Raw genomic sequence first — 16,523 nt, 5'->3', positions numbered from 1 at the left:
ACGTGTGACGGCGCGCACAAGCGGCCGTCCGTCGGCTTCACGGGGTCGTAACGATTTCCGCCTCGGCCGCGCGCACGCGCTCGCGTCGCAGCAGGTAAAGACCGCTGGCGACGATGATGGCCGCGCCCGCCCAGGTCATCGCATCGGGCAGCACGCCCCAGAGCGTGGCATCGAGGATCACGCCCCAGAGCAACGCGGTGTATTCGAGCGGCGCGATGAGCGACGCCTCGCCGAGCCGGAACGCTTCGGTGACCGCGTATTGGCCGATCGTGCCGGCGATGCCGACGCCGGCGATCAGCAAGAAGTGATCCACGCGCACCGCACGCCACTCGGGAATCGCGAGCAGTCCCGCGCCCGCCGCCATGATGACCAGCAACCAGACCATCATCGCTTGCGTGCTGTCGGTGCGGGCGAGGATGCGCACGCTGATCGCGCTGACGGCGTACATCGTCGCCGCGAGCAGCACCGCCAGCGCGGCGAGACTGACGAACCCCTCGCCGTTGGGCCGCAGCAGCACCAGCGTGCCGAGCAGGCCGATCGCGATCGCGGTCCAGCGTCGCGGGCCGACGCGTTCGCGCAGCATCGGCACGGACAACGCGGTCACGATCAACGGGGCGACGAAGAAGATCGAATACGCGGTCGACAACGGAAGCGTCTTCAACGCGTAGACGAACGACGCCATCATCGCCACGCCCATCGCGCCGCGTAGCAGGTGCAGCGGCCAACGCACGCGAAGCAGCGGCGCCACACCGCCACGATGCAGCGCCCACGCCAGCACGAACGGCAGCGACGACGCGCCGCGCAACGCGGCGACCTGGAATGCGGGGTAATGCGCGCTGAGCTGCTTCAGGCCGGCGTCCATCAGCGAAAAGCTGGCGACGGCGAGCAACATGAACGGTACCGCGCGTGCTTGGTTGGCCATCGAATTTGCCCCCGGTGCGAAACGTGCGGCGTGCCGCGTGTGCACAACGCGCTGCGAACTTAATCCTGCCCGAGCGAACGCGCGCGGACTCAGGGACCCATGCGGACTCGGTCGGCGCGCATTGATCCGGCTCGTCCACGACGCGCCGTTCGTCGTCGCGCCGCCCACTCCTGCAGGCGCTCGCGACGCCGCGTGCTAGTGTCGAGATTCTGTGATGGGGACCACAGTGCTGATTGACACCCCTTTCGCGTCTACCGGCGCTGCCGCGGCGTTAGCGCGATTGGCTGCGTGCAATGAAGTGCCTGCCGCAGCGGTTGTCCTCCGTGGGCTGGTTGCGCATCCAGTGCCATGCGCCGTGCAAATTCCGCTGTTGCTCTCGCTGATTGCGCTTAGGCCCGCCCGGCGTCGACTCGAATGCGCTCTAAGACGATTCTGCACCGCGCGATCGCGGCAGCCAGGCACATCCCTCGACCACTACCGGAGACCATCATGATCCGCCTGCGTCCTCGCCGATCCGTCGCACTACTCGCCCTCGCGTGCGCCGCTCTGGCGCCCGTCGCCTTCGCTGCACCCCCGGGCGAGATCTCGCCGGCGTCGGTTCCCACCGCGGCGTCAAACACTCTGTCCGTGACGGCCCGTACGGCAGCGGCCAAGGAGTTCGCGGGCCGCTGGGGGCCATATGTCGCGAAGACCTATGGTGTCGATATGCGCACATGGGCACGTCGCATGGCGCCGACGTTCGTGCGCGCCGACGCAGACAACATCCGCACCGCACTAGCGAAACCGACCTTCGAGGAAGCCAGTCTCGCCCTCGACGGCCAGGTGCTGGATGCCGCAGGCAAAGCAACGATCGCGCGCCTGAAGTCGACGCCGATGAGTTCGCAGGCCGTGCGCTCGGCGTCCGCAACGCTTCTCGGCTCGTTGAACAGTGACCTCGTATACACCCCGGTAGCGCCGTGCCGCATCGTCGATACACGATCGACCGCCGCCGGCGTGATCGCCGCGAACTCGACCCGTAGTTTTGTTGGTATCAATGCGAGCAACTTCACAGGTCAGGGCGGCAGCGCGACCAACTGCGGAACGAGTGGGTTGAACGCGACAGCACTTGCTTTGAACGTGACGGCCGTCAGCCCCAGCATCGCGGGGTATGCCACCGTCTACCCGTACGGCACCACGCAGCCCGGCACGGCGAGCATCAACTACGCGGCCGGCGAGGTCGTCAACAACGGCATCATTGCGCAGATTCCGAACCCGCTTTCGTCGTTCGACTTTACGATCTATTCGTTCGCCCAGGCTCATTACGTGGTCGACATCGTGGGCTACTTCGCGCCACCGGTCGCAACAGCGTTGCAGTGTCAGGACACGGCGAACACAACGGTCGCCAACATAGCGGTAGGCGGTACGGCTAATGCGACTGCACCCGCGTGTGCGTCCGGCTACACGCAGACGGCCACGAACTGTGAAACCAGCAGCTGGTCGATGCCGATCGTCTTCAGCCACGCCGGTACGTGCTCGGCGAAGAACAACGACAGCACTCCGCAGGATCTGCGCGCATCGCGCACCTGCTGCCGAGTTCCGGGTCGCTGACCAACCCTCGGGAACGATTTTGTCTGGTCGGCCGAATGGCCGACCAGACGCCGCACCGGTGTCAAACGCGCTCGTTAGCAGATTTGTCCCTTCCCTTGCTTAGGTAGCGCCTCAGTCTCGCGCGCAGCACCAACGCATGCGCCAGCGGATAGCCGCCCAGCAGGCCGGCGAGCATGGGCAGCGTGGTCTGCATGCCGGCCGGAAGCATCGTGAGCCCGCCGGCTGCAGAGAGCACCGCGCGTGCGAGGACCGCGACTGCGAGCAGCACCAGGAAGAGCCGATGCGGCCGTTGCTCGACGAACCGCGTCTGCCGGCGCAGCTCCGTCGTGATGGCGGCGCCGGCGCCGAGCACGAGACCGACGCCCAGGCCCATTGCCAGCGCGGTCACGGCGTCGGGATGCCGCCACGCGGCGATGGCGAAGGCGATCAGCACGCCAATCGTCAGCAGCATCGCGCGCAGCACCAGCGGCGGGCCGAACACGGGCTGCCACGTCGGGGCCCGGAACGGGCGTCGCACCAGGCCGATCACGCCCAGCACGAGGCCCAGCGCAACCGTCGCCACGAGCAGCGCGAGGGCGATCAGCAGCGGCATGAGTCGGCACGTTTCGAGCGGTCCATGCCGGCACCATCGCGCACCGGCCGTCGTCGCGGCGCGACCGCTGCGCTAACCTGTCGCGGTTTTCACGGGAATCCCGCCATGCCTTCGTTCGATATCGTTTCCGAAGTCGACAGCCACGAGCTCACCAACGCCGTCGACCAGGCCAACCGCGAGCTATCCACCCGCTTCGACTTCAAGGGCGTGGACGCGAAGTTCGAGCTCGAAGGCGAGACGATCACGCTGTCGGCGCCCAGCGAATTCCAGCTCAAGCAGCTCAGTGACATCCTGCGCGCGCGGCTGATCGCCCGCAGCATCGATGCGCGCTGCCTCGAGTTCAAGGACGTGCTGACGAACGTCGCCGGCGCGCGGCAGCAGGTGCTGGTGAAGCAGGGCATCGAGCGCGAACTCGCGAAAAAGATCCAGACGACGATCAAGGACGCCAAGCTCAAGGTCGACAGCCAGATCAATGGCGAGAAGTTGCGCGTCATCGGCAAGAAGCGCGACGACCTGCAGGCCGCGATCGCCCTGCTGCGCGGCGCCGAGTTCGAGCGCCCGCTGCAGTTCGACAACTTCCGCGACTGAGTGGACGTCGAACCCGCCGAGATCGCCGCGACGCGCCGCTGGCTGGAGCGCGCGGTGATCGGGCTGAACCTCTGCCCGTTCGCGAAGGCGGTGCACGTCAAGCGCCAGGTCCGGTTCGTCCTCAGCAACGCGCACGACACCGACGCGCTGCATGCGGATCTCGAACGCGAGCTGCTGCACCTGCAGGCGACCTCGCCGGATGAAGTCGACACCACGCTGATCGTGCATCCGCACGTGCTGCAGGACTTCCTCGCCTACAACGATTTCCTCGACGTCGCCGACACGACCGTGCGCACGCTCGGTCTCGAAGGCGAGATCCAGGTCGCCAGCTTCCATCCGGACTATGTGTTCGCAGGCGAACCCGCGGACGATCCGTCGAACTGCACCAACCGCGCGCCCTACCCCACGCTGCACCTCCTGCGCGAGGCGAGCATCGATCGCGCGGTCGCGGCCTATCCGGATCCGGACGTCATCGTCGAGCGCAACATCGCGACGATGCGGCGTCTCGGGGTGGCCGCCTTTCGTCGGCTTCTCGAGTCGTAATGTAAATTTTTCTTGACATGTCTCGTCGGTGGGCGCAGCCTTCGATGTAAGGTTTTTCATACATCGGGAGGCAGGCCGTCATGCCGGTTTCGTTCCAGGAAAAGAGCCAGTGGCTCGTACTGATCGCGCTCGTCGTGGTGTACGGCGGGTATTTCGCGCACGTGCTGCCGGGCCACGGCACGAACGTGGGCCCCGCCGACATGACGTTGTTCGCCGGCGCGGTGGTCTCGTTGATCGTGCTGCAGGTCGTCGGCCACATCGTTCTGGCGATCGCCAGCCGCCGCGAACTCGCGCACGGCATTCAGCACGACGAGCGCGACGACCGCATCGACCTGCGTGCGAACCGCATCGCCTCGTACCTGTTGGCGTTCGGCGCGTTCACGTCGCTGGTCGTCGCCTTGATCGTGCCCGGCAACTTCGCGTTCGTGCACGTATTGTTCGGCTCGCTCGTGCTGTCGAACATCTGCGACGCCGCGGCGCGCATCGCGCTGTACCGCCGGGGCGCGTGACGTGGGCAAGGCGACCCGCCGTCTCACCAACCGCCTGCGTGAGCTGCGCCAGGACGCCGGGCTCACGCAGCAGGATCTCGCCGACGCCGCCGGCGTGACGCGTCAGACCATCATCGCGATCGAAGGCGAGAAGTATTCGCCGTCGCTGGAAGTCGCGTTCCTGATCGCGGAGTCGCTGGAAACGGGCGTTGAGGACGTCTTCCAGCTGCAGGGCCGCGCGCGCTGACGCGAGTTGCGTCTAATCGAAGATCCGCGCGACGTCGCCTTCGTCGAGCGCACGCCATTCGCCGGACGGCAGCGCGTCGAGATCCAGCCCGCCGACGCGACTGCGATGCAGCGCCTCGACGTGGTTGCCGACCGCCGCGAACATGCGCCGCACCTGGTGGTAGCGGCCTTCGGTGATCGTGAGCCGCGCGTGCCGCGGATCGACGACGTCGAGCGTAGCCGGCGCCAAGGGCGTGGTCTCGTTCTCGAGCATCAGCGTGCCGCTCGCGAAGATCGCCGCTTCGTCGCCGCGCAGGTCACGCGCAAGCGTCGCTTCGTACACCTTCGGCACGTGGTGCTTAGGCGAGATGATCCGGTGCAGCAGTGTGCCGTCATCCGTCATCAGCAGCAGGCCGCTGGTGTCGCGATCGAGACGGCCGACGGTCGACAACACCGGATCGCGCGCGCGGAAGCGTGAGGGCAGTAGGTCGTAGACGAGGCGGCCGGCGTCCTTCGTCGAGCACGTGTAGCCCACCGGCTTGTTGAGCATGAGGATCAGGCCTTGCGGCGGATCCAGCGGTTCGCCGTCGAGGCGCACATCACGCGGATCGCGCACGTCGTCGGCATAGAGCACGTCGCCCGTCGCGTCGGTGAGGCGGCCCTCGCGAAACATCTGCTGCACGTGCTTGCGCGAGCCGTAGCCCAGATTGGCGATGACGCGAAGCAGCTTCATCGACGCGCCTCGAAGGCCTTGAAGCCCTTCGCGTCGGCGAGCACGCGGACGTCGCGGAAGGCGGCGGCCAACGTGGTTTCGTACGGCAAGTGACGGTTCGCGACCATGAAGAAGCGCCCGCCCGGGTTCATTGCGGCGGCGGCGACTTCGATGAAGCGTCGGCCGAGGTCGGGTCGATCGACGCGGTCGTCGGCATGGAACGGCGGATTGCTGACGATGACGTCGTAGCGCCCGTCGATGCCGGCGGTCACGTCGGCCCACTGCGTCGTGATCGCGACACGCGGCGCGAAGCGTTCGAGATTGCGCGACAGCAGCGGCAGCGCGCGATGCTGTGCCTCGAAGGCGTCCAGTGCGGTGATACCGGGGTTGCGCCTCAGCAGTTCGATCGCGAGATAACCCCAGCCCGCGCCGAGATCCGCTGCACGACCGGCGAGATCGCGCGGCAGGTGCGAAGCGAGCAGCGCGGACGCGATGTCGACGCGGTCCCATGCGAACAGGCCGGGACGGCTGACGACGTCGCCATCGAGAATCGCGCGCGGTGCATCGAGCGACAGCCATTCGTCGACGCGTGCCTCGTCGACGTTGCCGGGCTGCGTCCAGACGACGCGGCACTTGTGCTTGCTGAGCACGCCGACGTCGCCGGCGAGCGCGGCGAGGTCGTCCTGCATCGAGCGCGCGCCGGCGTTGTTGGCGGCGCAGGCGACGACGCGGCCGTTCGGCCCGGCCAGGCGCACCGCACGCGCCAGCATCGCGCGGGCCTGCTCGCGCTGGCGCGGCGGCAGCACGAGAACAGTGGCGAACGTGGCGGGCGGCGTGAGTTCGTCCGCGACGACATCGAAGCCGGCGCGTTCCAGCGCGGCGGCCGGCGGTCGGTAGTCCTGCTCGCAGGTCATGCCCGCGCCGGCCCAGCGCTGCAGCGCAGGCCCCGGTCGTGCACCGAGAAAGGCTGCGCCTTGCGGCGGAGGCAGGAGGCCGTCGTCGAACGGCAGGAACAGGGCGTCGAGGGCCGGATCGGCGTGCACGGTCGAGGCGTTCAGGCGGCGCGACAGTCTAGTGCCTGCCCGGATTGTCGCGGCCACAACGCCCGCTTCATCCCGGGCGAACGGTCGCCGGACCAGTCTGGTCGTATCCCATCCATCCGGAGGCGACATGATCCGTGCACTCTTCGTCGGGGGCGTAGTCGACAACAGCGAAATGGACCTGGACGGTCCGCAACCCCCGAAGCATTACCCGGAGAACACGGGCGGCGGCGCATCGCGATACAGCCTGCGCCAGGTGGGCAAGGCCGATGGCGATCGCGTCGTCTATGCCGTGTACGGCGCGCCGGATGTCGACGACGGCTTCGTCGAGCGCGTGGCCGGTGAACGCGACTACGCGCGGCGCTTCGCGGCCAAGGCGCAGACCGTGCACTGACGCATCAGCGCGCCAGCAGCGGATACGGATTCATCGGCGTCGACTTCCACCACTGCTTCTCCGGGCCGAGATCGCCCACGGAGAAGTGGAGGTGCGGCGCCTCGGGACTCGCATCGCCCGTGCTGCCCACGTAGCCGATCACCTGCCCCTGCTTCACCGCCTGGCCTTCCGCGAGGCCGGGCGCGTAGCCCTGCAGGTGCGCGTAGTAATAGACGCGACGTCCGTCCGGATCGAACTGGTAGATCGTGAGTCCGCCGAGCTTGCTGGTGAACAGCTTGGCGACGGGCCCGTCGATCGCGGCGAGCACCGGCGTGCCGGCCGGCGCCATGATGTCGATGGCTTCGTGCAGGCGGCCGGCGCTGCGGCTCTGCGTATAGGTGTCGACCAGCTGCGATGGCGGGATGCCCGCGACGGGACTGATCAGGCCGCTGCCGGTGACGACCGGCGGAGTCGTCGGCGCCGTCGGCGTGGGCGGTATCGAGGTCGGAGCGCTCGGTGACGTCGGGGCTGCAGGCGATGTCGCGGATGGCGCCGAAGCGGGCGTTGCACCCGTCACGGCGGGTGCCGATGCCGGGGTCGCGGGCGTCGTCACGCACGGCGCCGACGCCGAGCGCGCGTAGTACCACGCGACATTCGCGCCGAGCAGCGCGCCGATCACGAACACGAGCAGGTAACGCAGCATGGAGGGCCTCCTGCCGCTGATGCTGCGCAGCGGCCGTTCTCGTCCGTGTGAAAGCCGCTTCGTTCACCGGGGTTTGGCGCGCCGCCCACGAGCATGGCGGCAACCAGGAGACCGCGACATGCGCATCGCCCCCCGCGTCTACACCGCCCAGGCCGACATCGATCGCATGCAGGCCATGATCTTCGAGTTGCCGAACGACGAGCATGTCCAGCTCACCCTCCCCGACGGCCGCGTGTTCACCGGCATCGTCGCCGCGCGACCGATGACCATGCAGTTCTTCGACCCCGACGGCGTCGAAGGCACCAACGGTACGGTGCGCCTCGAACAGTCCGCGCTCGAGCATCCTGAAGATGCGCGCTGGGTCGATCTGTTCCTCGACCAGATCGTGTCGATCCGCCATATCGCCCGTGCCGAAGCGGCCGTTCGCACGCTCGGAAACGCGACGACGAACGGTCCCCAGTCAGCAACGCAATGAACAGGGAACGTTGACGCCTGCTTCACGGAAACGCGCAAATCCTCGCGCCCCTTGTGGCGTGGAGGGCGTGGGATGTTGATGCAGGCGGGCGGATCCGGCGCGGCCCAGAGTGCACTCGTGCACCTGCAGCCGATGCTCGACCTGCTGCCCGCTGGCGCATGCGTCTGCGACGCGCGCGGCCGCATCACGCATTGCACGGCCAAGGCGGTGGCGCTGTGGGGCTGCCAACCTGACGACGACGGCTGCGGCCCGCGCTGGAGCGGCGCCATGCAGATGTTCGACGAAGACGGCCGACCGATCCCGCACAACGCCTCACCACTCGCGCGCGCCGTAAGCGACGGCGTGCCGCATCACGGACGCCGCGTGCAGTTCGAACGTCCCGATGGCAGCCGTCGGCACGCGCTCTGCTATGCGAGCCCGTTGCTCGACGCGAACGGCGATGTCGTCGGCGGACTCGACCTGATGGTCGACATCACCGAACAGCATCGCGCCGCGCAGGCCGAGCGCGATCGCGTGCGCGCACAGGGCGAGCAACTGGTGGCGCTGGCCTGCGAGATCCGCGCCAGCCTCACACCGCTGCGTCGCCAGGACCGCGAACCGGACGCCCCGGCGATCGACGACCAGCTTCGCCACATCACCCGCCTGGTCGACCGCGTGCTCAACCTCGAGGTCGACGCGGACTGACCCATGCTTGATCTTGGACGCCGGGCGCTCCACCCTGAGCGCCGGCCGGGCGAACGTGCCCGGGAATCACGCCGGCTGACCATGCACGTCGAACGACATCGAGGCGCTTTTCGCGCGCTTCGCGGCCCGGCCGCGTGCGACTCATGCGCGTGTGCGACGCTTCCGCGTGTTGCCGCGCAGCAATCGTCCTGATGAATAGCGCACTGCTCGACCGCCCCCTCGATGCCGCCTTCGAAGCGACCTTCGCCGACGCACCGTTCGGCGTGGGCGCCATCGATGGCGATGGGCGCTGGCTCCATGCGAACGCCGCGCTGCACGCCATGCTCGGCGGCGACGCCCTGCCGTCGCTGCGCAGCCTCGCCGGAAGCACGCAGGCCGGCGCGCTGGACGACCTGCTCGCCGGACGCCGCACCACGCTGCGCCTGCAGCCCGAGCATCCGACGCGCCGCCTCGTCTTCGATCTCGTCCGCGCCATCGACGCCGAAGGGCGTGACGCGGGCTTCGTCGTCCACGTCGACGATCGCTCCACCGAAGCGCACGCGAAAGCCGAGCGCGACGCGTTCTTCGCGCTGACGCCCGACCTGCTCGCCTTCATCGACGCGCGCGACCGCCTGCTCGAAGTGAACCCGGCGTGGGAGACGACGCTCGGTTGGCCGGCGCGCGACGTCGAGGGCCATCGCGTCACCGAGTTCGTGCACGACGACGATCGCGACCGCGTGCTCACGCAGCTCGCCGACGTGCGCTCCGGCACCGCCGACGCGAGCTTCCGTGGCCGCCTGCGTTCGCGCTACGGCGGCTATCGCTGGATCGAATGGAACATCCGCGAGTTCGACGCGACGCGCCTGTACTGCTCGGCTCGCGACGTCACCGACCAGGTGCGCGCCCGCGATTCGCTGCTGCGCCATCGCGATGAACTCGAAAAGCGCATCGCGCAGCGCACGCACGAACTCGATCGTGCGCTGGCCCGCCTGCAGCTGCATGCGGACAACTCGCCGCTCGCCACGATCGAATGGGATCGCCAGTTGAACGTCGCGCAGTGGTCGCACCGCGCGCGCGAGATGTTCGGCTGGCACGAGGACGAGATCGTCGGCCACGCGCCCTCCACGCTGCCGATGCTGCATCCGGACGACGTCGCACGCGTCGATGAAGCGATGGCGCGGCTCGCGTCGCGCGAACTCTCGCGCCATGTCCACACGGTGCGCATGATCGCGCGCGACGGCCGCGTGCGGACCTGCGAATGGTTCGACTCGGCGCTGTTCGATGCGAACGGTCGCGTCAGTTCGATCTTCTCGCTGGTGCAGGACGTCACCGAGCGCGAAGCGGCGGTCGAAGCGCTGCAGCGCGCGCACGAGGAACTCGAGGCCAAGGTCGCCGAGCGCACGCTCGAACTCGAACGGCTGATGGCGGTGCTCGAAGGCCAGGCGCGACAGGATGCATTGACGGGCCTGCCGAATCGACGCGGGCTGATGGAACGCCTGCCGCGCTCGATCGACCGCAGCACGCGCCACGACGGCGCGACCGTGGTGATGTTCGTGGATCTCGACCGCTTCAAGCACGTCAACGACACGCTCGGTCATGACGCCGGCGACGAACTGCTGCGCGAATGCGCGCGCCGGCTGGTCGGTGCGGTGCGCAAGACCGACATCGTGGCGCGCCTCGGCGGCGACGAATTCGTCATCGTGCTGGAGAACGTGCGCGACGCCGAAACGCATGCGCGCCGCGTCGCCGAAAAGGTGCGCGATGCACTCGCCGCGCCCATCGACATCGGCAGCGCGCAGGTGACGGTGTCCGCGAGCGTCGGCGTCGTTATCCAGCCCGATGGCACGGTCGCGGCGGATGACCTCATCGCCCATGCCGACCGCCGCATGTACGCCGCCAAGCACGCCGGTGGCAATGCGGTGCAGGCGGACGACGCGGCGCACTGAAACGCGAACTGCATCACCGTTTTGCACGCGATTTGAGGGGATTCCCCCGGCTGCGGTGTGACGGACGTATCGCTAAGCTGGCGCCACGTCCGCACCTGAGCGCGCCATGCCCGCCGCAGCCCTCCCCGCCAACGAAATGTCCCGCCAGGCGCTGCTCGAAGCGCTCGGCATCCTCGACACGCCGCCGGAAGACGACTACGACGACATCGTGCGCATCGCCGCCACGGTGTGCCGCGCGCCCACGGCGACGATCTCGCTGGTCGACGCCGATCGCCAGTGGTTCAAGGCGCGCGTCGGCATCGACGACACGGAGACGCCGCGCGAAATCTCCTTTTGCGCGCACGCCATCCTCGATCCCGACGACCCGCTCCTGGTCGAGGACGCTGCGGCCGATCCGCGCTTTTCCGACAACCCGCTGGTGACCGAAAACGGTTACCGCTTCTACGCGGGTGCGCCGATCGAAGCCTCCGGCATGCCCGTCGGCACGGTCTGCGTGCTCGACCGCGAACCGCGCACGCTGACGCAGCAACAGGTCGAAGTGCTGCAGGCGCTCGCCCGCCAGGTCGCCCGCATGATCGAGCTGCGCCGCGCGAGCCGGCTGCTCAAGCTGCACCTGCGCGAGCGCGAATGGTTCGCGTCGCAGCTCGTTCGCCACGAAGCGCTGCTGCAGACGCACGCGCCGCAGGCCGCGCCCACCGGCATCGTCGACCCGCTCACTCGCCTGCCGGGCCCTGCCGCGTTCGCTGAGGCGCTGGACGCCGAGATCGTCGCGCGTACGGGCGACGGCGAAGTGCAGGTCGCGCGCATCGAGATCGACGAACTCGATACGTTCAAGGACATCCACGGCCAGGCTGAAACCGATCGCGTCCTGCGCGAACTCGCGGCACTGCTTCTGGCCGGCGACGTCACCGAAGGGCGCGTCGCGCGCGTTGGCGACGGGTTCGCCTTGTTGATGCCGCTGCCGTTGTCGCAGGCGATCGCGCAGTGCGTGCGGTTGTCGGATCTCGCCGGCAATCCGGCCTCCGGCGTGCCGGTGACGCTGAGCATCGGGCTCGCGACGGTCGAGGCTGGAGAACGCGCTGCGGATGCGCTCGAGTGCGCCGAGCATGCGTTGGCGCAGGCACGTGGCGCGGGTGGTGCGCGCGTCGAAGTGCGCTGAAGCCCGAAGCGCCGCGCAAAAGAAAAGCCCGGCCGAAGCCGGGCTTTTCCAATCGTGAGACCTAGGGTCCGCGGATTACTCCGGCTGGACAGCCTCGGCCTGCAGGCCCTTCTGGCCCTGCGTCACGGTGAAGGAAACCTTCTGGCCTTCCTTCAGCGACTTGAAGCCCTGGGTCTGGATCGCGCGGAAATGCACGAAGACGTCTTCGCCATTCTCGCGGCTGATGAAACCGAAGCCCTTGGCGTCGTTGAACCACTTCACAGTGCCGACTTCACGGGACATGTGTAACTCCTTAGAACAATTAGTGAGTGCCGCACGGAGCGGCGGTAGCGCTGTTCACAAGGAGTGATCTAGCAACGATGGAGCGGATCATCGATCAACAGCATCGGGTCACAGGTCACGGTGACCCCTGGAGCAGCGGGGCTACCGTAGAGCCTGTCCCGGGGAATTGCAATGTCCGTCTGTCGCTTCTTCAGGTGACCGGCAGGCGCGCCGCGGCGGGCGGACCCGACGGTTCGACCAGCTCGGGGTCGGCAAGCAGCCAACGCTCCGCCTCGGCTTCGGACCGGAAGACCCGGCCGACCAGACCCGCATTCATGGCCCGGCTCTCGGCCGCGACCAGCAGGCCCGCGTCCTCGGTGGCGTCCACGTAAGCCACGCGCATGTCCCTGAAACCCATGGCGATCAGGGCGTCGACGACCTGCGCCATCTCCGCCGGCACCGCGTTGCCCTGCAGCGCTTCGACCACCAGCAGCCGGCGGACGCCACGGGCGCGGCACTCGGCCTCGATTTCGGTCCAGTAGGCGACCGAAACCTCGAGCGTGTCCTCCGGCCCGTCGACATGAACATAGAGATAGCGGTCGCGCGGCTCGACGCGCAGGGTGTACGGCGGACGGTCGGTCATGCGCGAAGGCTAGCGGCCGTGACCGGCGTCGCACACGGGCGGGAGGTCACGGTCGGCTGCGATAATGCCGCCCCGCTCCGCCGCCCCGACGACCATGACCGACACGCTTCCCGACCGACTCGCGACCGATCCGCGCAGCCCCTTCCACGACGCCGCCCTGCTCGAGCGCGGAATCGGCATCCGCTTCAATGGCCGTGAGCGCATGGACGTCGAGGAGTACTGCGTCAGCGAGGGCTGGATCCGCGTCGCCGCAGGTCGCGCCAAGGACCGCCGGGGCCAGCCGATGACGCTCAAGCTGCGCGGCACCGTCGAACCGTTCCTGTTGCTGCCGGACGCCGCCGCCGAATCCGACGCCGGCTGACGCACGCATCACCGCCGTCGCGATCTCCGGATCGCCACGGCGCGCACGGTTCAGGGCGTTCATCGATCGCGGACGCGGCCGTTATCGCGGTGGTCTCCCCCGATCGCCGCGCATGACCCAGCTCACCGACGACCAGGCCCGCGATTACATGCACAAGCTCCTGGCCGCCATGGCGAACGCCGGCGGCTCGGACCTGTTCATCGCGCACGATTTCCCGCCGAGCATGAAGGCGCACGGCCAGATGACGCCGCTGAGCCCACAGAAGCTCACCGGCGCCGTCACCGCGAAGCTCGCGAACGCGCTGATGAACGACAAGCAGCGCGCGGAGTTCGCGACCGAATTCGAATGCAACTTCGCGATCGCCGTGCCCGGCGTGTCGCGCTTCCGCGTCAACGTGTTCGTGCAGCAGGGCCACGTCGGCATGGTGCTGCGCACGATCGCCGCGGAAATCCCGAACTTCGAGAAGCTGCGCCTGCCCGACGTGCTCAAGGAGCTCGTGCTCGCCAAGCGCGGCCTGATCCTGCTCGTCGGCGGCACCGGTTCGGGCAAGTCGACGTCGCTCGCGGCGATGCTCGACCACCGCAACCGCACCACCGCCGGCCACATCATCACGGTCGAGGATCCGGTCGAGTACGCGCACAGCTCGCAGAAGTCGCTGGTGACGCATCGCGAGGTCGGCGTCGATACGCATTCCTGGCACCACGCGCTGAAGAACACGCTGCGCCAGGCACCGGACGTGATCCTGATCGGCGAGATCCGCGATGCCGAGACGATGGAGCACGCGATCGCGTTCGCCGAGACGGGTCATCTCTGCCTCTCCACCCTGCACGCCAACAGCGCGTCGCAGACGATGGAGCGCATCATCAACTTCTTCCCGGAAGAACGCCGCACGCAGCTGCTGATGGATCTTTCGGCCAACCTGCGCGCCATCGTGTCGCAGCGTCTGGTGCGCACGGAGGACGGCAAGGGTCGCGCGGCGGCGATCGAGATCCTGATCAACACGCCGACCATCGCCGAGAAGATCTTCAAGGGCGAGTTCAACGAGCTCAAGGGCATCATGAACAAGTCCCGCGAGCTGGGCATGCGCACGTTCGACTGGGCGCTGTTCGAGCTCTACAACGACGGCGTGATCAGCTACGACGAAGCGATCCGCAATGCCGACTCGGCCAACGAACTGCGCTTGAACATCAAGCTCAAGAGCCGTCGTGGCGAACCGGCGAACGCCGCCGCGTTGTCGCTGTCCCTGCATGCGGCGCCGAGCGCGGACGAGGCCGAAGCGATCCGTCGCGAAGAGCTTCGCAAACAGCAGGAAAAGCGCGAGCAGCTCGAACTCGAACGCCTGCAGCGCGAGAAGCAGGCGCGCCCGGCCTGATCGCGCGGTGATAATGGCGGCCCGACCGGAGCCGCCCGATGCATGTCGCCTCGCTGCACCTGTATCCGCTGAAGTCGTGCGCACCGCTCGATGCCGAAACGCTCGACGTCACGTCACGCGGCCCGATCGGGGATCGACGCTGGATGGCGGTCGATGCGAACGGACGGTTCCTCACGGCGCGCCAGCATCCGCATCTGGTCGGCATTCGCGCCCTGCCCAACGGACACGGCATCGCGCTGAGTGCGAACGGGATGCCGGGATTGCACGTCGACGCACCGGCCAGCAGTGCCCCACGCCGCGAGGTCGTCATCTGGGACGACACCGTACTCGCCATCGACGCCGGCGATGCCGCCGCGACATGGCTGACGCAGTACCTCGGCCTGACCGCGCGCCTCGTGCACATGGACGCCACGGTGCATCGACCCGTCGACACGACATACGGGCAACCGGACGACGAAGTGAGTTTCGCCGACGGCTACCCGCTGCTCGTCATCACGCAGTCGGCGCTGGACGAGCTCAATTCGCGGCTCGCGTCGCCCGTGCCAATGGCGCGGTTCCGGCCGAACATCGTCGTCGCGGGCACGGCACCGAACGCAGAAGACGGCTGGCGGCGCGTGCGCGTCGGCGACGTCGAATTCGATGCGGTGAAAGCCTGCACGCGCTGCGTGTTCACCACGATCGATCCGGCGACGATGACGCGCGATCCCGCCGGCGAACCGCTGCGCACACTGTTGACGTATCGGCGCACGCCGAAGGGCGTGACGTTCGGCATGAACCTCATTCCACGCCGCGCGGGCCGCATCGCGCGCGGCGACGCGGTGGTCGTGCTCGACTGAAGCTACGTCACCAGCACGATCTTGCCGGTATGCCGGCCCGACTCCAGCCACGCATGCGCCTGTGCCGCTTCGGCGAGCGGAAAGGTGCGATCGACGACGACGCGCACGCGGCCTGATTCGATCCACGGCCAGACCACGCGTTCGACTTCGCCGGCCAGGCGTGCCTTCTCGTCGGCGTCGCGCGGCCGCAGCGTCGAACCGGTGAGCACTGCGCGCTTGCGCATCAGCGCCCAGACCGGCACCTCGAGCATGTCGCCGCCCTGCGAGGCGATGTAGACGATCCGGCCGCCGGTATTCAGCGCGTCCAGCGTCTTCGCGAAATACGGCGCGCCGACCATGTCGAGCGCGACATCGATGCCGCCGTGCGCCTTCGCGATCGCACCGAAATCCTCGTTCGTGGTGTCGACCGCGACGTCCGCACCCACTTCGCGCGCCGCGGCGGCCTTGTCCGCGCCGCGCGCGGTGGCGATCACGCGCGCACCCGCGGCCTTCGCCATGCGGATCGCCATCACGCCGATGCCCGACGTCGCGCCGTGCACCAGCAGCGTCTCAGCCGGCTTCAATGCGCCGTGTTCGAACACGTTGGCGTAGACGGTGAATGCGGTTTCCGGAATGGCGGCGGCGTGCACGAAATCGAGGTCGCCCGGGATCGGCAGCGCATGGCGTGCGTCGACCACCGCGTATTCGGCGTATCCGCCACCGCCGAGCAGCGCGCAGACGCGATCGCCTTCCTTCCATCGACCTGCACCGCGCACCACTTCGCCGGCGATTTCCAGGCCGAGCGTCGACGGCGCACCAGACGGCGGCGGGTAGCGGCCTTCGCGTTGCAGGATGTCGGGCCGGTTCACGCCCGCAGCGCGCACGCGCACGAGCAGTTGGCCCGGGCCGGGTTCGGGGCGGTCGGCGATCACCGCGTGCAGCGCGTCGGCGGGGCCGGCGCCGTCGCGCACGGCGATGGCGGTCATGGTGGCGGGCAGGCTCATGCGCGGCTCGCGTTCGGGGACGCGGCACCGTAGCGCAGTCGCGGGCGTCTC

General features: G+C 68.3%; 21 protein-coding genes. 13 read left to right on the top strand and 8 right to left on the bottom strand.

The features are described from left to right. Nucleotides 1-37: 37 nt before the first annotated feature. Entirely contained in the window at nucleotides 38-922 is an 885-nt protein-coding gene (locus EVS83_RS02480) for a DMT family transporter (protein ID WP_246022747.1), read from the bottom strand. A 489-nt stretch (nucleotides 923-1,411) separates the two neighbouring features. Here EVS83_RS02480 and EVS83_RS02475 point away from each other — a divergent pair, with 489 nt between their 5' ends. Then, the gene (locus EVS83_RS02475) at nucleotides 1,412-2,509 is read left to right on the top strand and encodes a hypothetical protein (protein ID WP_133499249.1); all 1,098 of its coding nucleotides are present in this window, start codon (nucleotides 1,412-1,414) and stop codon (nucleotides 2,507-2,509) included. A gap of 61 nt (nucleotides 2,510-2,570) precedes the next feature. On the opposite strand, the gene EVS83_RS02470 is transcribed toward EVS83_RS02475, so the two are convergent. Beyond that, complete coding sequence (locus EVS83_RS02470) at nucleotides 2,571-3,101, bottom strand: CcdC protein domain-containing protein (RefSeq protein WP_133499247.1); 531 nt, start codon at nucleotides 3,099-3,101, stop codon at nucleotides 2,571-2,573. 105 nt (nucleotides 3,102-3,206) lie between these two features. On the opposite strand from EVS83_RS02470, the gene EVS83_RS02465 reads away from it, so the two are divergent. The 4 genes from EVS83_RS02465 (at nucleotide 3,207) to EVS83_RS02450 (ending at nucleotide 4,967) form a co-directional block, all read left to right on the top strand. Then, the gene (locus EVS83_RS02465) at nucleotides 3,207-3,689 is read left to right on the top strand and encodes a YajQ family cyclic di-GMP-binding protein (RefSeq protein ID WP_133499245.1); all 483 of its coding nucleotides are present in this window, start codon (nucleotides 3,207-3,209) and stop codon (nucleotides 3,687-3,689) included. Beyond that, nucleotides 3,690-4,232 carry a DUF1415 domain-containing protein gene (locus tag EVS83_RS02460; protein ID WP_133499243.1) on the top strand — a complete coding sequence of 181 codons (543 nt, stop codon included), beginning with the start codon at nucleotides 3,690-3,692 and terminating at the stop codon, nucleotides 4,230-4,232. 80 nt (nucleotides 4,233-4,312) lie between these two features. Further along, a complete protein-coding gene (locus EVS83_RS02455; RefSeq protein WP_133499241.1) occupies nucleotides 4,313-4,741 on the top strand; it encodes a hypothetical protein in 429 nt (142 codons plus the stop codon). Between the two features lies 1 nt (nucleotide 4,742). After that, nucleotides 4,743-4,967 carry a helix-turn-helix transcriptional regulator gene (locus EVS83_RS02450; protein ID WP_133499239.1) on the top strand — a complete coding sequence of 75 codons (225 nt, stop codon included), beginning with the start codon at nucleotides 4,743-4,745 and terminating at the stop codon, nucleotides 4,965-4,967. A 12-nt stretch (nucleotides 4,968-4,979) separates the two neighbouring features. Here the strand turns inward: EVS83_RS02450 and EVS83_RS02445 are convergent, their stop codons facing one another. After that, on the bottom strand, nucleotides 4,980-5,678 hold the full coding sequence (locus EVS83_RS02445) for a pseudouridine synthase (RefSeq protein WP_133499237.1): 699 nt from the start codon (nucleotides 5,676-5,678) through the stop codon (nucleotides 4,980-4,982). Beyond that, nucleotides 5,675-6,700, bottom strand: a complete 1,026-nt coding sequence (locus EVS83_RS02440) for a class I SAM-dependent methyltransferase (protein ID WP_246022746.1) — start codon at nucleotides 6,698-6,700, stop codon at nucleotides 5,675-5,677. Before EVS83_RS02440 ends, EVS83_RS02445 begins: the two co-directional genes overlap by 4 nt. Before the next feature lie 130 nt (nucleotides 6,701-6,830). On the opposite strand from EVS83_RS02440, the gene EVS83_RS02435 reads away from it, so the two are divergent. Continuing rightward, a complete protein-coding gene (locus EVS83_RS02435; protein WP_133499485.1) occupies nucleotides 6,831-7,091 on the top strand; it encodes a hypothetical protein in 261 nt (86 codons plus the stop codon). Between the two features lie 4 nt (nucleotides 7,092-7,095). On the opposite strand, the gene EVS83_RS02430 is transcribed toward EVS83_RS02435, so the two are convergent. After that, entirely contained in the window at nucleotides 7,096-7,770 is a 675-nt protein-coding gene (locus EVS83_RS02430; protein WP_133499483.1) for a M23 family metallopeptidase, read from the bottom strand. A gap of 1 nt (nucleotide 7,771) precedes the next feature. Between EVS83_RS02430 and EVS83_RS02425 the strand changes: the two genes are divergently transcribed. From EVS83_RS02425 to EVS83_RS02410, 4 genes are all read left to right on the top strand, one after another. After that, entirely contained in the window at nucleotides 7,772-8,248 is a 477-nt protein-coding gene (locus EVS83_RS02425; protein ID WP_133499233.1) for a DUF3247 family protein, read from the top strand. Between the two features lie 72 nt (nucleotides 8,249-8,320). Further along, a complete protein-coding gene (locus EVS83_RS02420) occupies nucleotides 8,321-8,932 on the top strand; it encodes a PAS domain-containing protein (RefSeq protein ID WP_133499231.1) in 612 nt (203 codons plus the stop codon). A 191-nt stretch (nucleotides 8,933-9,123) separates the two neighbouring features. Next, nucleotides 9,124-10,857, top strand: a complete 1,734-nt coding sequence (locus EVS83_RS02415) for a sensor domain-containing protein (protein WP_166636766.1) — start codon at nucleotides 9,124-9,126, stop codon at nucleotides 10,855-10,857. A 106-nt stretch (nucleotides 10,858-10,963) separates the two neighbouring features. Continuing rightward, nucleotides 10,964-12,016: a sensor domain-containing diguanylate cyclase gene (locus tag EVS83_RS02410; protein ID WP_133499227.1), complete on the top strand. Its 1,053-nt coding sequence runs from the start codon at nucleotides 10,964-10,966 to the stop codon at nucleotides 12,014-12,016. A 75-nt stretch (nucleotides 12,017-12,091) separates the two neighbouring features. On the opposite strand, the gene EVS83_RS02405 is transcribed toward EVS83_RS02410, so the two are convergent. Then, nucleotides 12,092-12,298: a cold-shock protein gene (locus tag EVS83_RS02405; RefSeq protein WP_027083876.1), complete on the bottom strand. Its 207-nt coding sequence runs from the start codon at nucleotides 12,296-12,298 to the stop codon at nucleotides 12,092-12,094. Between the two features lie 190 nt (nucleotides 12,299-12,488). Further along, complete coding sequence (locus tag EVS83_RS02400; RefSeq protein ID WP_133499225.1) at nucleotides 12,489-12,920, bottom strand: hypothetical protein; 432 nt, start codon at nucleotides 12,918-12,920, stop codon at nucleotides 12,489-12,491. 94 nt (nucleotides 12,921-13,014) lie between these two features. Here EVS83_RS02400 and EVS83_RS02395 point away from each other — a divergent pair, with 94 nt between their 5' ends. The 3 genes from EVS83_RS02395 (at nucleotide 13,015) to EVS83_RS02385 (ending at nucleotide 15,489) form a co-directional block, all read left to right on the top strand. After that, entirely contained in the window at nucleotides 13,015-13,281 is a 267-nt protein-coding gene (locus EVS83_RS02395; RefSeq protein ID WP_133499223.1) for a DUF3297 family protein, read from the top strand. 112 nt (nucleotides 13,282-13,393) lie between these two features. Beyond that, a complete protein-coding gene (locus EVS83_RS02390; protein WP_133499221.1) occupies nucleotides 13,394-14,653 on the top strand; it encodes a PilT/PilU family type 4a pilus ATPase in 1,260 nt (419 codons plus the stop codon). Between the two features lie 38 nt (nucleotides 14,654-14,691). Further along, nucleotides 14,692-15,489 (top strand): MOSC domain-containing protein, encoded by a 798-nt coding sequence (locus EVS83_RS02385; RefSeq protein WP_133499219.1) that lies wholly within the window; start codon nucleotides 14,692-14,694, stop codon nucleotides 15,487-15,489. Between the two features lie 2 nt (nucleotides 15,490-15,491). Here EVS83_RS02385 and EVS83_RS02380 read toward each other — a convergent pair whose 3' ends face one another. Continuing rightward, nucleotides 15,492-16,472 (bottom strand): NAD(P)H-quinone oxidoreductase, encoded by a 981-nt coding sequence (locus EVS83_RS02380; RefSeq protein ID WP_208108668.1) that lies wholly within the window; start codon nucleotides 16,470-16,472, stop codon nucleotides 15,492-15,494. Nucleotides 16,473-16,523 lie beyond the last annotated feature (51 nt).

The organism is Cognatilysobacter terrigena (assembly GCF_004361065.1).
GTDB lineage: Bacteria > Pseudomonadota > Gammaproteobacteria > Xanthomonadales > Xanthomonadaceae > Cognatilysobacter > Cognatilysobacter terrigena.
Note: the sequence above shows the minus strand (reverse complement) of the source record. Positions and strands in the feature narration are given on the sequence as shown.

What these genes read in the sequence shown, in the direction of transcription:
- EVS83_RS02410 (WP_133499227.1), top strand. Translation starts at nt 10,964, where the DNA reads ATGCCCGCCGCAGCCCTCCCCGCCAACGAAATGTCCCGCCAGGCGCTG.
- EVS83_RS02425 (WP_133499233.1), top strand. Translation starts at nt 7,772, where the DNA reads ATGGAGGGCCTCCTGCCGCTGATGCTGCGCAGCGGCCGTTCTCGTCCG.
- EVS83_RS02390 (WP_133499221.1), top strand. Translation starts at nt 13,394, where the DNA reads ATGACCCAGCTCACCGACGACCAGGCCCGCGATTACATGCACAAGCTC.
- EVS83_RS02475 (WP_133499249.1), top strand. Translation starts at nt 1,412, where the DNA reads ATGATCCGCCTGCGTCCTCGCCGATCCGTCGCACTACTCGCCCTCGCG.
- EVS83_RS02405 (WP_027083876.1), bottom strand. Translation starts at nt 12,298, where the DNA reads ATGTCCCGTGAAGTCGGCACTGTGAAGTGGTTCAACGACGCCAAGGGC.
- EVS83_RS02465 (WP_133499245.1), top strand. Translation starts at nt 3,207, where the DNA reads ATGCCTTCGTTCGATATCGTTTCCGAAGTCGACAGCCACGAGCTCACC.
- EVS83_RS02455 (WP_133499241.1), top strand. Translation starts at nt 4,313, where the DNA reads ATGCCGGTTTCGTTCCAGGAAAAGAGCCAGTGGCTCGTACTGATCGCG.
- EVS83_RS02400 (WP_133499225.1), bottom strand. Translation starts at nt 12,920, where the DNA reads ATGACCGACCGTCCGCCGTACACCCTGCGCGTCGAGCCGCGCGACCGC.
- EVS83_RS02480 (WP_246022747.1), bottom strand. Translation starts at nt 922, where the DNA reads ATGGCCAACCAAGCACGCGCGGTACCGTTCATGTTGCTCGCCGTCGCC.
- EVS83_RS02395 (WP_133499223.1), top strand. Translation starts at nt 13,015, where the DNA reads ATGACCGACACGCTTCCCGACCGACTCGCGACCGATCCGCGCAGCCCC.
- EVS83_RS02385 (WP_133499219.1), top strand. Translation starts at nt 14,692, where the DNA reads ATGCATGTCGCCTCGCTGCACCTGTATCCGCTGAAGTCGTGCGCACCG.
- EVS83_RS02415 (WP_166636766.1), top strand. Translation starts at nt 9,124, where the DNA reads ATGAATAGCGCACTGCTCGACCGCCCCCTCGATGCCGCCTTCGAAGCG.
- EVS83_RS02470 (WP_133499247.1), bottom strand. Translation starts at nt 3,101, where the DNA reads ATGCCGCTGCTGATCGCCCTCGCGCTGCTCGTGGCGACGGTTGCGCTG.
- EVS83_RS02380 (WP_208108668.1), bottom strand. Translation starts at nt 16,472, where the DNA reads ATGAGCCTGCCCGCCACCATGACCGCCATCGCCGTGCGCGACGGCGCC.
- EVS83_RS02445 (WP_133499237.1), bottom strand. Translation starts at nt 5,678, where the DNA reads ATGAAGCTGCTTCGCGTCATCGCCAATCTGGGCTACGGCTCGCGCAAG.
- EVS83_RS02420 (WP_133499231.1), top strand. Translation starts at nt 8,321, where the DNA reads ATGTTGATGCAGGCGGGCGGATCCGGCGCGGCCCAGAGTGCACTCGTG.